14 protein-coding genes are annotated in these 16,344 nt (G+C 44.5%); all 14 read right to left on the bottom strand.

All coding sequences use genetic code 11. The annotated features are described in order from the left end of the window. Positions 1-13: 13 nt before the first annotated feature. The 14 genes from traM to ZPR_RS16330 all read right to left on the bottom strand — a co-directional run bounded on the left by traM (position 14) and on the right by ZPR_RS16330 (position 16,337). Positions 14-1,315 (bottom strand): conjugative transposon protein TraM, encoded by a 1,302-nt coding sequence (traM, locus tag ZPR_RS16395; RefSeq protein WP_013072869.1) that lies wholly within the window; start codon positions 1,313-1,315, stop codon positions 14-16. Positions 1,316-1,317: 2 nt separating this feature from the next. Next, positions 1,318-1,797, bottom strand: a complete 480-nt coding sequence (locus ZPR_RS16390; RefSeq protein ID WP_013072868.1) for a hypothetical protein — start codon at positions 1,795-1,797, stop codon at positions 1,318-1,320. Positions 1,798-1,868: 71 nt separating this feature from the next. Next, positions 1,869-2,480: a conjugative transposon protein TraK gene (traK, locus tag ZPR_RS16385; protein WP_233421316.1), complete on the bottom strand. Its 612-nt coding sequence runs from the start codon at positions 2,478-2,480 to the stop codon at positions 1,869-1,871. A gap of 30 nt (positions 2,481-2,510) precedes the next feature. Beyond that, entirely contained in the window at positions 2,511-3,725 is a 1,215-nt protein-coding gene (gene traJ, locus ZPR_RS16380; RefSeq protein ID WP_041579028.1) for a conjugative transposon protein TraJ, read from the bottom strand. A 20-nt stretch (positions 3,726-3,745) separates the two neighbouring features. Next, a complete protein-coding gene (locus tag ZPR_RS16375) occupies positions 3,746-4,378 on the bottom strand; it encodes a tellurite resistance TerB family protein (protein ID WP_013072865.1) in 633 nt (210 codons plus the stop codon). Then, positions 4,375-5,031, bottom strand: a complete 657-nt coding sequence (locus ZPR_RS16370; protein ID WP_041579027.1) for a hypothetical protein — start codon at positions 5,029-5,031, stop codon at positions 4,375-4,377. Before ZPR_RS16370 ends, ZPR_RS16375 begins: the two co-directional genes overlap by 4 nt. Before the next feature lie 8 nt (positions 5,032-5,039). Then, on the bottom strand, positions 5,040-5,729 hold the full coding sequence (locus tag ZPR_RS16365; RefSeq protein ID WP_013072863.1) for a hypothetical protein: 690 nt from the start codon (positions 5,727-5,729) through the stop codon (positions 5,040-5,042). Between the two features lie 6 nt (positions 5,730-5,735). Further along, entirely contained in the window at positions 5,736-8,204 is a 2,469-nt protein-coding gene (locus ZPR_RS16360; RefSeq protein WP_013072862.1) for a TraG family conjugative transposon ATPase, read from the bottom strand. 34 nt (positions 8,205-8,238) lie between these two features. Then, entirely contained in the window at positions 8,239-8,553 is a 315-nt protein-coding gene (locus tag ZPR_RS16355; RefSeq protein WP_013072861.1) for a DUF4133 domain-containing protein, read from the bottom strand. Between the two features lie 18 nt (positions 8,554-8,571). Next, the gene (locus ZPR_RS16350; protein ID WP_041579026.1) at positions 8,572-14,094 is read right to left on the bottom strand and encodes an Eco57I restriction-modification methylase domain-containing protein; all 5,523 of its coding nucleotides are present in this window, start codon (positions 14,092-14,094) and stop codon (positions 8,572-8,574) included. A gap of 86 nt (positions 14,095-14,180) precedes the next feature. Further along, entirely contained in the window at positions 14,181-14,609 is a 429-nt protein-coding gene (locus tag ZPR_RS16345; RefSeq protein WP_013072859.1) for a hypothetical protein, read from the bottom strand. Positions 14,610-14,621: 12 nt separating this feature from the next. Further along, the gene (locus tag ZPR_RS16340) at positions 14,622-14,894 is read right to left on the bottom strand and encodes a DUF4134 domain-containing protein (protein ID WP_233421434.1); all 273 of its coding nucleotides are present in this window, start codon (positions 14,892-14,894) and stop codon (positions 14,622-14,624) included. A 197-nt stretch (positions 14,895-15,091) separates the two neighbouring features. Continuing rightward, entirely contained in the window at positions 15,092-15,598 is a 507-nt protein-coding gene (locus ZPR_RS16335; RefSeq protein WP_013072857.1) for a hypothetical protein, read from the bottom strand. 208 nt (positions 15,599-15,806) lie between these two features. Beyond that, positions 15,807-16,337 carry a hypothetical protein gene (locus ZPR_RS16330; RefSeq protein ID WP_013072856.1) on the bottom strand — a complete coding sequence of 177 codons (531 nt, stop codon included), beginning with the start codon at positions 16,335-16,337 and terminating at the stop codon, positions 15,807-15,809. Positions 16,338-16,344: the final 7 nt, after the last annotated feature.

Genomic DNA, 16,344 nt, shown 5'->3' with positions numbered 1-16,344 from the left:
TTTTAAATGGTTATTACTTATTGATTTGTTTTTGTTTCTCATCACGGAGCAATACCTGATAGCCCGCTTTCAGGCTTACTTTTATCAGTTTTACTTTTTTACTGAACAGTGATTTAGCCGTTTCTATACCGGCACCTGCGGCCTGTGCCTGCCAGGAAGGATCAAGGGAGGTTAGTCCAATGTTTTGCATGGAGCGGTCAGCCGATTGTTTGGCGACATCCCGGGTAATGGCGCCGGGAATGTAAACCCCGTCCAATCCATCCATATCGTACACGGAGAGTTCTACCGGGAAAAGGGAATTACCGCTTCTAATGCTGTTGATCTTGATATGCAGCCTTTCCCCGCTAAGGGAAGCAATTCCAAACACAAAGTTGTCTTTGGGAATATGTACCCCGTTAATGAACACATCATTGACCAGGCGAAGCTTTACGGTAGATCCGTTCACTACGGTCTGTGATTCGTGAATAACCGCCTGAATGGCATTTTCCGGCTGTTCAGCAATTTGGTCATCGTTCAGGGAATAAAATCCATTTGCCGTAGGAGTAACAAAATGTCCGGTTTGCATCAGGGAAATACTATCATCTTCCTGCTTAGTGGATACTCCGTACAGTTGTTCCCTGCGAGCCTCCGATAGTTGTTTTAATTTCTCCTGAACCCGCTCGGGATGCTGTACATCCAGAATCTTTTCCAGCATGCTGTTGAGCTGTTCCAGTTCCGGGTCAGGTGCTTCCGGCTGGGTCATGGTGTGCATCATTTCTTCCAGCCTGTCCACATCACTGGAACTCACCGATGTATTACCATAATTGGTTTTTGTTTCCTGTTTCGGGGAATCTTCAGGAAGCTGGGTTCGTTCCACAGGTTTGTTCAATTCCCTGTTCAAAGCTTCCAGCTTTTTGTAAATTTTATCCGTATTCGGATCGTTGCCTTGACCGCTTCCGTACAGGGAAGTTTTCAGTCCACCGGAAGATAGTTGACCGGGTTTTACTTCCTGTTGGGGTAATACATCATCCATATCTGAAATCACACTGTTTTTATAGTTCGGATCATTTTTACGGAGTTCCCTGAATTTTGCCGAATCTTGTTCTGCCCGGTTGTAATAGCTCATCTTATCCATTTGCTTGTCATCGGTCAGTTTTGCTTCCGGCAGGTGAAGGTTAAACCCGTTCTGTGGAGTTTCCTGTGCCTGTAGTTCCTGCACCTGTCCACCTCCCAATACCCAAAATATCAGGGTGGTGAAAGGAAGTACGAGTAGCGGCAATACCAATAGGAACTTGCGCTGTCTTTTCATTTTTGGTGTTATTACCTGTTTTTCCATGGTTATTGATTTTTAAAGTTTTGATATTCTTTTTCGATATAGCGAACCGAATCCATCAGTCCCGGACGGGTTGCTATAATACTGTCATAGATCTTTCTGCCCGATGGACTTCGGGCAAGGCTATCCATATACCACCGGAACTTTTGGATGCGCCTGTAATCCTGTTTGGATACCGGTGGGATTGGTGATTCTATAGTCCCGGATTCCGAAAGATGCCGGGGACGTTTGATCGGGGTTAGTGTAAAGGCATTGCCCTTACTTTTCCCTGTGATGGCGTGTGCCCCGAGATAGATACAGTAACTGCTTGTAAGGCTTATAAAAATGACCAGTGCTATGGTTACTGCCCGCTTGGAAATACGCTTTGTCTTATTCGACATCCATTGTGCCCATGCCTTTTGCAGCCATTTGTATAAGGCAAATAACCCCAGGATTAAGAGTCCGTCTTTAGGAGCCTCTTTTTTCTGTTTTACGTTTTGTTTCATTTGTACAAAGTTTTATAAGCCACTCAATTGACTTTGTTTGTATTAATTTTGAATAAATGTCCATTATGGGCTTAATACCGTCTGGCGGTCGTTTTCAAATCCTTGTTGGCGATGGTTGCCCAGCGTTCTATCAGAAAGCCATGCGGATTGTTATCACTGCGGGACACATTACGCAACGCCCCTTCGGTAATCAGGCTGCGGGTAGTGATACTGGTGGGACGGACGATACGCTGGGTAGCATAGCACCGAAATCTATACGGGTATTTATTGATGTCCACCGCCACGCTATCCACATGGATGGTCTGGTTAACATTTCCGGAAATAAGCCCGGCATAATATCCGTTCTCCTTCAGGTCATCATAAATCCGTTTGGCACTGCCATCCGCCAGGTATAAAGCTTTAGTGATATTCGTTTCAATTGCTTTATCATCCGGGTCAAGGGTAAAGAACAATTGGTGGAAGGTTTTCACATGATCCCGTGCTTCCACTGGGATATTGTCCTTACGTCCGGCGGAATAGGCTTCCAGTGCCTTGCCATTGGCAAGAATGTAAATCCTGTCCTGCATTTCGGATACCAGACTAAAACTCTTATATAGGGCAAAGCAGGATAATAGCACTGAGCCTGCAATAATGAGCATGGTAAATCCCCGGATATGCCGAAAAGCCGTATCGATATTTTTCATTTTTTTAAACATGATTTCTCCTTTTTGGGGTTAAGAATTACCTTTGAGTTTGTCATTCATATAGCCGGAGCCACCGCCATCCGAATTGCCATCCTTGAAATAAGGATTGGTTGTACCATTGCTGGCCATACTCTGGGAAATACGACTTGCAGCATTACCCATTGCATCCGCCGCCATGCTGGCTCCGCCTGTAGCTGCTCCCATAACCGCTCTGGAGGAACTGCTGAAGATACTGGTGACTTTCTGTCCCAAAGCACCACCACCTCCTGCATGGACAATGTAATTGGCTACCGAAGGCACGGTAAAGTATCCCACAATGTCAATAATCATAAAGACCAGATACGCCATATCCGTCCGGCTGAAAAAAGTATCCCCGTAATCCTGTACCTGGGCAATGTCCATTTCCAGCATTTTCTCCTGGATTTTTCCGATAATGCTCCCGAAAATATTGGCTACCGGAAGCCAGAGAAAAATATTGATATATCGGGCAATCCAAACGGTCAGGGTATGCTGAAACCCATCAAAGACGGCAATCCCAAATACCAGCGGCCCCAAAATGGCAAGCACTATTAACTGAAAGGTGCGTAGCGTATCGATACATAAGGCTGCGGCTTCAAAAAGCACTCGAAGTACTTCACTCATCCATTCCTTGACCGAATTGCGGAAATTGTAAGAGGCTTTGGACATGGCAAACTTGATGTCGTTGCCAATCCCTTCAAAAAAGCCTTCATCGGAAGAACTGGCATTATCATGGGTGTATTTATACCACCTGTCCCGGTCACCGTCACCGCTTTCACCTACATACATCTGCCATACATCCGTTTTTTTGATAGCTTCTTCCTTCTTTTCCAAAAGCACCGCAATTGCCCTGTCGGAGCCTTCCACCATCGAAGCGGTAGCGGTCACCGTGGGTTTCATGATCCCGTTGATCAATCCCAGAACGGAAGGGAATATCAGCACACAAAACCCGATGACAAACGGGCGAAAAAGCGGGTAAAAGTCGATAGGTTCCGCTCTTGACAAATGTCCCCAGACCCTGGAAGCGATATACCACATGGCGGCAAATCCCGCCAGTGCCTGTCCCACGCCGATAAGCTGACTGCACAGTGGCATCATTTCATCATAAAGTTGTTCTAATACGCTATGCAAGCCGCTTATCTCACCGGCAATGCCCTGTGCACTAACCATAAAAGGCAATAGGAGTCCTATAACCGCGAGCCATGCGGTTTTTCTATATGTTGCCATAATTTTTGATTTTTAGTTGTTTATACCATATATATATTGCGAATGGTGCGGGCATCATTTCTTTCTTTTGCCCTTTGCACCGCAAGAATGGTCGTATTATTATTAAAGTGTCTGAGGAACATTAGTTTGTCCTGCATATCGGCATAGATCCGGTCAATGGCCTGTAAACGTTCATCATCACTCATACGGGCTTTACCTGCCGTAATGATGACCAGTAATTCATCGAGATTTCGCAGGCTTTCATCAAAGAGGTTATCATACACCTGTCCGAGATACGCCAGTTCCTGCGGATTGAAATTCCCGTCACTTTGAAATCGGTCATGCGCATTCCGGTATTCCCTGACCAGTATCACCTGATAATTCACAATATCGCCCACACGTTTGTAGTTGCGAACGGTGGGGCTTACTTCCATCAGCCCGTCCAGAAAAGCTTTGTGTAGGCTAAAGTTCCCTTCCGATATATCCTTGATGGTATTGTAACCCCCTTCCAATATCTGATAGCCTTTTTTCATATCGCTCAATATCTGTTTGAACTGGGTCAGTTTTTCTACATTGAGCAAGAGCTGTTGTATCTCTGCGGATTGCGCTGATGCCCTAAACGAGCAGAAGAGCCCGCAGATCACAAGTCCTATAAGTATTCCTGTTTTTTTCATGGGTTTTCGTTTTGAAGGTTCCTGAGTGTTTTGCCGTATTGTACTTCATGGAATTCCCTGATCCGAACGGCTGCCATGACCTTGGCTTCATTGCCGAAACTTTGGGAGAAGGTGTAATTGTCCTGCATCCGCAAGTAAAGTTTGTCGATGCGATTCATACGCTCATTATCTTCCATTTGCAACTCGGCATCCGTAGTTATTGCAATAAGTTCATCCAGTACCTGTTCACAATCCTCCAAGAGCCGGGTAAAAACCCGCCCGATATAGCTGAGTTCTGCTTCGGTAAAAGCATCGCTATTGTCAAGCTGTCCGTAGGTTTGCCCGTAATCCTCTACAATGCGTATTTGAAGGGCAATGATGTCTGCGACCTTTGCATAATGTTTGATTTCAGGGTTGACTGTACTTAAGGAATTTATAAAATCACTGTGCAGGTCGAATTCCCCTTTGGTAAACCCTCCGATGGTGGTCAAACCTTCTTTGGCAATACGGTAGCCTTTTTGAGCATATCCGATATATACCTGTAAAGCGGCAATCTGCTGAAGCAGGTATTTCTTCTGTGTCTTTTTCTGGCGGAACCACTCTGAAAAAGTCTGTGCCTGAACGGTTCCTGCTGCCAGAAACAGCATGAGTCCTATTAAAATTATCTTTCTCATAGTTCGTGTTATTGAGGAAGTCCATATAATTTTTTCACGGTTTGTACTTCAATGGAGGTCTTTGCCCGGGAAAGGCTCAGCAATACATTTTGCTGATTAAAGCGCATCAGGTCATCATAATTGGTATCGACCTGATCGGCAGCATTATTGATAATCTCTAACCTTTTGGCATCACTCATAGTGGTAGTAAAGGATTGGACGATTAGGGTGATCTGGTCGATGTTGTTCAGGCTCTCTTCCAGGATGCCGGAGTAGACTTCTGACATATATTCAATCTCATGTGAGGTAAAGTGGTCATCCTGCTGAATGAGCTGCCAGGCATGTTGGTATTCATTGACCAGCCGAACCTGTTTTTGGGTAATATCCCGGATACGCTGGTAATAAGAAATAATTGCCTTTACCTTAGCCAGCTCTTCGTAATACTCCCGGTATTGCTCTTTTTGTTTTTCCGTCCACTCGGAAATTTCATCCAGTTTGAGTTTGGAAAGCGTGTTTTCCAAGGTCTTCTGGGCGTTCTGTAACCAGATGGTCTTGTTCTGTAAACGCTGGATTTTTAAATCCACGGCTTTGATTACTTTTTTGATGCCTGCCTTGATGATTTCCAGTATGGCTATCGGGGTGGCATTCGCCTGTTGTACCGGTAGTACCGTAAAGGAGATACAAAGGACAAGCAGTAACATTCTTGCATATTTTTTCATGGTTCATCATTTTTTAAGTTTTAGATCTTCCGCCATTGCGGCAATGCCCTTGCGGATGTCCCCGCCAAATTTTGCCGCATATTCCATCAGTTTTACCTTTTCGGTCTGCTCGGTCGTATACGCCAGGTATTCTTCCACACTCACTTCGGTGCGGTATACCTTGCTGAGCATTCCACCCAGACTGATAAAGACCTCTTTGTATTTTCGGGCAGGGTCATTGGCTTTATTGACCGACAACACGAGGGCTTTTTCTTTTTCCGTCAATCCTAAAAGTTCCTGTATCTGATCAAATTTGTTTTGGTACTTGCTCTGGTCTAGCAGTATTTTGCAATCGCTGTTATTGATGATTGCCTGCTTGACCACGGGGGAAGAAATAATGTCCTCCACCTCCTGGGTCACCACGATAGCCTCACCAAAGAATTTCCGTACCGTTTTAAAGAGGTATTTGATGTATTCCGCAAAGCCTTCTTTCATCAGGGCTTTCCAGGCTTCTTCAATTAAGATCATCTTACGGATGCCTTTCATTTTACGCATCTTGTTGATGAAGACTTCCATGATAATGATGGTCACTACCGGGAAGAGGATGGGATGATCTTTGATATTGTCCAGTTCAAATACGATAAAGCGTTCCTGTAAAAGGTTCAGGTTTTCCGTAGCATTGAGCAGGTAGTCAAATTCCCCGCCCAGATAATACGGGCGGAGTACATACAGGAAATTATCCATATCAAAATCCCGGTCTTTTACCCGATCCTGTTGAAGTACCGTTACATACTCATCCCGCAGGAATTCATAAAAGCTATTGAAACAAGGAAACACCGATGGATTCTTCTCAAGGTGCTGGTAATACCCGGTAATGGCATTGGAAAGCGCTACATACTCACTGCGTTTAAAGGCTTCATCATCCTTTTTCCAAAGGGCGAGCAGCAGTGTTTTGATACTTTCTTTCTTTTCCGTGTCCAGATTGTCGCCCTCCCCGATAAAGAAGGGGTTGAAACGGATCGGGTTTTCTTCACTATAGGTAAAATAGTAGCCGTTTACCATATCACACAAGCCTTTATAGCTATGTCCTACATCCACCAGAACAATATGGGTTCCCTGCTCGTAATAGCTGCGTACCATATGGTTGGTAAAAAAGGATTTTCCGCTCCCGGAGGGACCCAATATAAATTTGTTCCGGTTGGTGCAAATTCCCATGTTCATAGGTTCATCGCTAATGTCTACATGCACAGGTTTGCCTGTCATCCGATCTCCCAAACGAATCCCGACGGGACTTAAGGAAGTACGGTAGCCCGTTTCCAGGTTCAGAAAACAAGTAGCCTGTTCGACAAAGGTGTCGAAGGTATCGTTCATCGGAAAATCAGCGGCATTGCCGGGAATGCCTGCCCAAAATATCTGAGGGGCACCTATGGTTTCTTGTTTGGCAACCGCATCCATTTGTGCCAGTGCGGAGGATACTTTGTTTTTCAGGTCTTTGAGTTCTTCCTTATCTTCCATCCATACCAATACATTAAAATGGGCTTTTACCGGAAGGCGTTGCTGACTGATGGCTTCATTTAAAAAATCATTGGTCGCATCACGGGCAATCATATTTTCCCTGCTGTAAGCAGACAGGGATTGCAACCGTAATCTTTTGGATTCCAATTTAGTGATCGTTTTCTGGGCATCCTCGATAAAGAGGTACTGATTGTAAATGTGATTACAGGGCAGTAATTGACCCAGCGTAGAGGCAAAACCGATACTGAATTTGGTTTTGTCCGTACTGTACTTATCGTAATTGATACGACTGCCACAAAGTGCCGGCAGGTCGGCAGCATCCCCCAAGGTATAAAGTTGGCAATGTTTGGAGCCCACCTGTAAGCCTTCTTGGAAATTGATATCTCCCATAAGGTAGCTATCAGCACGCTCGGACAGGTAGCAGTACTTTTCAATGATACCCATTGTGCGTTTACCGCTCCACAGTTCCTTTTTCCGTAACCGGGTCAGTTTTACAAAGCCGCTGTCTTCGATGATACGTTTGAACTGACCGGCAGCGTCCAGAAAATCCTGTAACAAGGAGGGCTTCAGCGTTTCTTCCGGTACGATGCTTCTGCGTAGCAGGCTGGAATAGGCAGAAGTTGCGGTTTTGCGATTATTCGGTTTTTTGGTCAGCAGGATATAACAGCTATGATCCAGAAAGGGACGTTCATTAAAAAACTGCTCACTTGCCCGGCTTAAAAAGCTGGTATCCGTTTTGGTGAAATCAGGCTGATGCCCGGTTTGCAAAAACCAGTCCTGTTTATACAGTACACTGAATTTGGGCAATACCTTAATGGCTTTTACCCAGGCCTGATGAAAAGCTTCGTATTCCTGATCGGAAAGGGTAAATATCTCCGGCAGGTCTGCTTTAAACACTACGGTGACATCGCCTTGTTTGCTCAGGATGCAGTCGTGTTCCACATCCATAATCGGTAATAGATCATTCAACATTTTTTCCATTCTTATAGTATTTACCGAGTTGTTACTTATTTTTTTATCGTTTTAAAAAAGCCCTGCGGCTCCTAGAGTGGATTGCTTTGGGAACCTGTTTTCGTGCCAGGGTTTTCATAAGTCCGTGTTCCCCGTATTGATGGCTCATCCGGTAGATCTTCATCACCAGCAAGGTGCCTGAGCCGAGAATAACACCGATACATACCAGTGTGGGCAGGCCGATGATATACATGATGGCAAATACGATGAGCAATCCCACCACACCGCCACCCAAATACCAGATATACTGGGCTTTTAATCCCTTAAATTCGATACTGCGGTTAATTCCTTTATTAACCTGATATACACTATTTGCCATATGTTTCTTTTTTTAATGTTACAATCGCATCCTGCTACGGGGACGCTCGGATGCTGAAGCAGCTACTACAGATTCTTTGACGGCATGCCCGTTTGTTTGATGTTCCCCGAGTTTGATAACCGGGGTTTGTTCTTCATCCGGTTCATTGGGTTGCTGTTGCTTTAACTGGTTTTCCTGAATTTTAATAGCGATCTGTCGCTCCAGATTGGCAAGTTCCGTTTTCAGCTCCCGCAGTTCACTCTCCTTTGTAAAAGGTTTGGCGGTTAGTTTTTCAATCTTGGGAAGCTCGTTTTTCAGGTCGGAAAGGTTCCGCTTATACCGCTCTTTAAGATGCTCCACCCGGTCAATGGCATTTAAAAAATGCCGTGCTGCCAGCTTCGGATTATCCGTATTGGGCAACCCGTTATTGTAGGTGTATTTGATCCCCTCAGCTTCCCTTTGCGCATAGAAACTATTGGAATACCGGTATTCAAAGAGTCCGTTTTCTTCGTAGGCTTCCTGTTGCCTGCGGATGTATAACTGAAAACCGTATAGGTTGCCAAATTTTTCTTCGTGCTGCCCGGCTTTTGGCTTCCAGTTTTGATACAACTGGATAATATGTTTACCAATAGCTTCACTGTCCCGAACCGTTATTCCGTCCAATTGAATGGGGTTGGCTTTCGTACCTTCTTTGGTCATCTGGAGACGGTCTTTATACACGGCTGCATCGGCAGAGAGCTTTCCGAGTATTTTTTCCGTGGAAGCATGATCGTTTTGCAGTTTTTCCAACTGGTATTTATGACGGGTGAGTTCCCTAAAGTAGGAATGTTTCAGGCTTTCCATCACCGCCACTTTCTTTTCCAGTTTGCTTTTCTCTAAGAGGGAAGTGTCTCCGGAAAGGATGGCAATGTATTCGGAGAAGTTCATACCGCTTTTTTCATCCACCGCTCCTTCATCAATGGTACGGACATTGAGTTCACTGTTCTTCATTTGTGAAATGAAGGTCTGCTTGTTTTTAAGCAGGTTGAATTTGTAATTGTCCAGCGATTGCTCCACGGCATAGACATAATTCTGTACCTGATTGCCGTAATGTTCTTTGGCAATACGGTTACCCTGTCGTGCCCCACGGCCGTTGCGTTGTTCCAGTTCCGAAGGCTTCCAGGGAATATCCAGGTGATGCATCGCCACCACACGTTCCTGTACATTTAAACCGGTTCCCGCTTTTTCCGTACTTCCGATTAGGATGCGGATTTCACCCCAGTTCATCTTACGGAAGAGTTCCGGTTTCTTGCGATCCGTCCAGTCGTGAATAAAAGTGACTTCCGTGGCAGGGATGTGGAAATCCCTCACCAGTTTTTCCTTCAGGGTATCATAAATATTAAACCGATCCGGTTTCGGGGTACCGATATCTGAAAAAACAATCTGCGTCCCTTTATGAGGTTGGGTATTGGTATATATTTCAGCGATCTTTCTTGCTGCGGTATTCACCTTGTTATCCGGATGGTCTCCGTATTTCCAGTCATCTACCAATCGCATATCGGCTGCCATTTTCTTGGCGTAATTGGTTGCTATAAGCATACGCCCTTTATCTTCTTCGGGGGTCAGCCTGCCACGCCCGATCAGTTCTCCATTCCCGGTCTTGGCAAATTGCATTAGGTTTTTTATAAACACCGATTGCTGCGGTGTAGGCGGAATATTGACCAGGGTTTCACTCAGTTCCGGTTTATCCAGGTTGATGTGCCTGGCGGTTTTGTAATCGGTAATCTCGTTATAGAACAAAGCCAGTTCAGGGACTTTGATAAAATGACGGAAGCGTTCTTTGGCAATGATCTCATTGGTGACACTAAACTCAAAGTCCGTGGTTTTACGGGCAAATACCGCTGCCCAGCCGTCAAAATTTTCAATACGCTGACGTTCCATTTCTTTAGGTCGCAGGTATTTAAAAAGAAGGTACATTTCCGTCAGGCTGTTGGAAATCGGTGTGCCTGATAAGAAGGTCACACAGAGATCGGAATTGAAGCGTTCCTGCAAGGTGCGCACGGCAAAAAGCATGTTGAGTGCCTTTTGGCTCCCCGCCATATTCCCCAGTCCGGCCACTCGGTTATGACGTGTGGTAAAGGTCAGGTTTTTGAATTTATGGGATTCGTCCACAAACAAATGGTCAACACCCATTTCCTTAAAGTTGATGCCCGTATCTTTCTTTTCTTCAATGTCTTTGAGTACCGTTTTTAATTTTCCTTCGAGGTTGTTTTTGCGGATTTCCAGCCCTTTGAGCATCTTTTTGGAAATTGCCCCGCCCAACTCCCTTACGGTATTCAGGTCACGCTCGATGTGATCCAGTTCCGTCTGGAAGATCTGTTGCTGCATGTCCGGAGACTGTGGTATTTTACCGAACTGGTCATGGGTCAGGATGATACAATCCCAGTTGTTGTTTTTGATTTCGTGGAATAAGCGCAGCCTTTTAGCTGGGGTGAAATCATTTTGCCCCGGGGACAATATCCTGGCATGGGGATAGGCTTTGCGATAGGTTTCTGCAATTTGATTGACATTGGCTTTCAGGGCAAGGATCATCGGTTTTTGGACAATACCGAGCCGTTTCATTTCCTGGGCGGAAACGATCATGGTAAGGGTTTTCCCCAATCCCACCTCGTGATCGATGAGTGCGCCCCGGTTCTGGATGATGCGCCAGGCGGCATTTTTTTGACTGCTGTACAAATCTTCAATGCCCAAAGCCTTTTTGTCCAGTCCTGGAAAGTTCAGGTGACTACCGTCAAACTCCCGTAATACATAACAATTGAAGGTATCGTTATAAAGGTTTTCGAGATGCTTTTTATCGGTATCCGGCAGTTCCTTGAGCCAGTCTATAAAGCCATGTCGTATCTGGTCGATCTTTTGGTGTGCCAGTTGAATGGCTTCGTTATCGGGAACCCGTATGCTTTTGCCATCCCCAACGAATACCTCATAGGTGAAAAACGGTGTTGTATTTTCCAAAGCATGTTCGAGCAAGGTATAGCCGTAGGTCGTCCGTCGGCTTTTCGGGGTGACGGCAAATTCCCGGGCTACTTTGGTATTCATCCCGGTGGTCACCTTAAAGGCATCCAGGGAAGGAAAATAATTGATATCCGTATGTTGTTCAAAAAGTTCTGCTGCAAAACGTTCGTAATAGCTCACGGGAATCCAGCGTTCCCCCAGATTAAAATCCAATAGTTCGAAAGGGATGCGTTCGGGTTGAACTTTTTCCAAAGCGGCCAGGCTTCGCTGTGCTTGTGGGGTATCATTTTCGGTATCCGTTTGTTGTTTTGCTTGGCGTAATTTTTCCACCACGTTACCACTCAGGAACTGATCTGCGGTTTCCCAATCTTTGCTTACCGGGTTCAGGTAAATATGTTCGCCCAAACGCGCAACGGTTTCCGGTTCTTCCAATCCCATAGCCGCGCTAATAAAGCCGACATCCACCTTTCCTGTATCATTCAGGCTATGTGCCAGAGCTTCAATCGGGTCATCGGTGACAAAGCGTTTTGTGGATGCCTGAGCAGTGCCGGTGAACATATCGGACTTGACAAAGCGTTCACCTTCCCTGCGTTCCAGGGAGAATAACATGGTCAAACCGAAAGCGGTATCTTCCAGTATTCGCCTGCGGTTACCCTGGCTATTTAACTGCCCGTATTGGGAAATGAACCGGTCATAACGCTGGTTCAACTCATCCCGTTCGGTTTGGGGAACCGAAGTTCCTGTGTTTTCTTTTTCGGAGATTTCCAGGTACTGATCCCGAAGGCTGGTATAGCGTTCATAGAAATGTTTGTCGGTTTGCATCCCCAGGGGTTGGAACACCGCATTTTTAAAATCATTGTCAATTTCGGAAAGTGTTCCTACTTGTCCCTGATAAACGATCAGTGTACCTTCTTTATGAAAGGCTTGTATATCGGTAAAGGGACGTGCTGCCTGCCCGTTTAATTGAAATATCCCTTCTAAGGTTTGGTCGCCCTCATAGGTAAACGTATGGGCAAATCCTTGTAACTCCCCGGACAGGTTTTGCAGTTCATGCCCCAATAAGCGTGCATCCATCCAATTGGCGGAGAAATGATCAATCTCCCTGACATTGGAATAGAGTTTATACAGATAGCGATTGGATTTTTGTTGTTTGGCTGCCAAGAGTACAATACTCTCGTGCGTAGGTTTATCAGTAGTGCGAATCGTACTGATCATCCGTGCACTTTCTTTTCGAACCACGGTGGCATCCAAAGGATTGATATAGGCTATGGCACGGTTAATCTGTTCTGCCGGAGCGGTATCAAAAAGCCCTAACTGTACCGAAACGGTTTCTGCTTTATTTTCGGGCATCGGAAGATAGGTGAGCTTCCTGCCACCAAATTCCTGTTTTTCTTTTGGCAGGGATTGACTTTGGAAATATCGTTCCCGATTCAAACGGGTATTAAAACCTTCGGTAAGAGTCTGTCCAAGTTTTTCACGAATGGCATTGAGGTCGCCTTGCTGCCATACGGTTTCGTGTGCCTGTCCGTATTGATTTTTACCCGGTTGGAGGATATTGCCCGTAATAATGTCCCGATGCTGTTGAATATAGCTATTGCTATGGTAAGTTCCGTATTCATTCTCTAATGGTACGGTAGTTATCAGTAAGGCTTCTTCTTCGGACAGGGTCTCTTTTGTTGCATTCTTTTGAACAATCAGCAGGTGGTTGGGAGCTTCGGTATTTCCGGTATCCTTCATCAGGTTATCAGGCATAACGGACAGGCTTATAAAATCTGCTTTTTCGAATAGGTATTCCCTCGCTTTTTGATTGGATGGGCTATTTAGGAAAGCATCCGTGGTAATATAAGCCATGAGACCACCATCAGCCAGTTTGTCCAAGCCTTTTGCAAAAAAGTAATTGTGTATTTTTCCCGAGAGTGCTTTATCGGGATAAACCTCATCATATACCGAAAAATTGCCGAACGGAATGTTGCTGACGATAAGGTCATAGCTGGAATTGTCCGCAACAGGAGCTTCTTCAAAACCGGTGATATGGGTTTCTGCCGGAACAGTAAGCGTACCGTTGATAGCAGAGAGTACCAATCCTGAAAGGGTATCTTTCTCTACGGCGGTAATCTGTTCCAATTCAGGAAAAGCCCTTACCGCTTCACTGATAAAAACACCGGAACCTGCCGAAGGTTCATACAAGCGTTTGGGTTGCAGGTTTTGGGCTGCAAGGACAGTATATAAAGTTTCGGGAACTACCTGCGGGGTATAAAAGGCGGTCAGCACACTATTACGTAAGGAAGAAATGATATTCCTATATTGAGTTTCACCATAATTCTCTTTCAACAGGTCATGCAGATCCATAATACCTGCGTGGTGTTTCAGGTCTTCTTTGGTAGCCCCATTGGCTGACCATTCTTCCTGTGTACCATAAGGGTATAGGATAGCCTTGATCCCTCCAAAACCTGAGAATTTTTTCAGGTTCGATACTTCATCTGGACTTAGTTCCTTTCCGTCTTGATGGCTCAGGGCGATTCGGATCGCCCTGATGTTGTCCTGTAGTTTTTCTGAAATATTGTAAGCCATATCCACACATTTTTCATTCTCACAATTCCTTTATGGCTGTAAAGCCGTCACCTTCTGCTGATGACCGGCTTTTTCCTTCTCAGTAGTTAATTGAGATACTCGTGTATCTGACCAATAACAGTATATCTCAATTGCCTGTCGTCTTCATTTACTGTATTAAATCCGTATCCGTCAAAGATGTCCTTGCAGTAAACAATCAGGTTGACGACTTCATAGGTGAGCGTGCCGCTTTCCCGTAACCGCTCATAGTCGGCAGAAAATTCTTCTTCAAGTATGGAAAGGAGGTAGTGGTAACGGGAAGGTTTAAGCTCTTCAGTCATCTGCTCCAGACATAATTCTTCCACAACATACACGGGTCGGTTTTCAGAAAGTAATTGTTCCGCCAAAGGCATAATGTCCTTTACTTTTGAATCCAGATAAGTGGTCACCGAATAGTCTTCCTGCAAATTGAACATCAATTCAGGATTGTTGTGGACGATAAACGCCCACAACTTTTCTTTTAATTGTGTCTGCATACTTCAGGGATTTTAGATACCGAAGAATGACTGGATCACGGTAGCCACAACCACCAGGAAAATACAACTGCCAAACCAGGCGGCAGCCACTTTGCCGGTATCCTGATCGCCATTATTCCATTTTTGATACACCTTGACTGCCCCAATTAAGCCAAGGATAGCTCCCACGGCATACATCAGGTTGGTGCCTGCGGCAAAGTAGCTGCGTACTTTGGTGTTGGCTTCGTTGATTCCCTCAATACCATCCTGAGCATAGGCACTGTATTGAATGGTTAATAATGCCATAGCGGCACAAATGGTGATCACCTTTTTTCCGTTAAACTTTGTTGTTTTCTTGCTGCACATTTTCATCATTCATCATATTTAGGTTACACTTAAAATTTTTAAAAAAAGCGGAACGCTTTCGCCGTCACCTACCCATCTTTTTCAATCACTTTTGCCCTTTGGCTCGGGGTTAGACAGGGAAAGACGTTCCGCTGGGATTATTGCTCTTCTCCACTCCACAACTCATCCACTTCCTCTTCATTAAAAGCAACAATCCCTTGTTTTTCGCACTCCGATACAATCAGTTCATTGACCGAAGGACGGAGCCCGGATGTTTTTACGTTTGGGTAATCTTTTAAGACCAGTCGCAGGTAGTGTTTAAATTCTTCTTTGACCAGTTGTTTGCCTAGGGCTTCAGTTACCACCGTTTTCACTTTTTCGATCAGGTATTCTACTTCTGCGAATTCGTCATCGGCTTCCTCATTGGAGGTTACTGGATTATCTTCTGAAGCGGTATTTTGGAAGGGTTCATTTCGCGGAAAACCAGATGTCTTTAAGATATGTTTTCGTTTTCCTGACAATAGAGCTTTAAGATCACCAGAAAAATACCGTATCCCAACAAACAAATAATAAATAGCTAGTAGTATGGTGACTGCCAACAGGTAGTCTGTCCATGAAATTTGGCTAAACATAAGCTGTTTTTTTATCGTTACTATTAAGCCCATCAATCTTGTGACGGGGTTTTTCTATTAATTTCGATAACAAAGAAACGCACGAATGCAAGCTACTACAAGTCCAACTTTTTGTTGGAACCTTTTTGTAACCATTGGAACCTTAATGAAATAGATGTCTTTCGGGAAGAGAGATTATTCAAAAAAAAAGAGAACCTTCTTAAAAAGTTCTCTTTTGTGTTTATGATATGGAGGGATGATTTTATGGCTTTATCAATTTCCATTTACCATCTGTGAAAAGAAGTGCAGCGGAGCGGTTTATTGGTTTGGAAAAATCACGTTTTATCAAGGCCGAAAATGGGGTGATATTGGTACAGGTTACTGTATAAGTCACCGGGATAGATGTTTTTCCATTGGATTCAGACCTATTTCCGAGTTTGATGTTATCTATGGTTTCTTCTGCAATCTTTACTTTTTGAATGTCGAGCTTCCTTTGCTTTTCTGTAGGTTGAATCAGATACGGTTGGGCTGCTTCGGTAAAAGAGATTAACGGTGAACCGATATCTTTTAATTTTTGTGTTTTCTGAATAGTAACCATTCCTGTTGTATCAAGCTTTAAATTAAGTAGCTTTTTAGCATGAGCAGGATCACTACAAAAGATTTCATAATCAATAGTACGTGGAAAGTTTAGATCATCATTGATTATTTTTAAGACAGTCTCCTTATCAGGTTTTTGATTTGTTTGACATCCCATCACAGGGATGATCATGAATATGAGAAATAGCTTTTTCATGGTATAG

Origin of the sequence: Zunongwangia profunda SM-A87, from assembly GCF_000023465.1 — a bacterium.
GTDB lineage: Bacteria > Bacteroidota > Bacteroidia > Flavobacteriales > Flavobacteriaceae > Zunongwangia > Zunongwangia profunda.
This window is presented reverse-complemented; position numbering and strand designations above follow the sequence as displayed.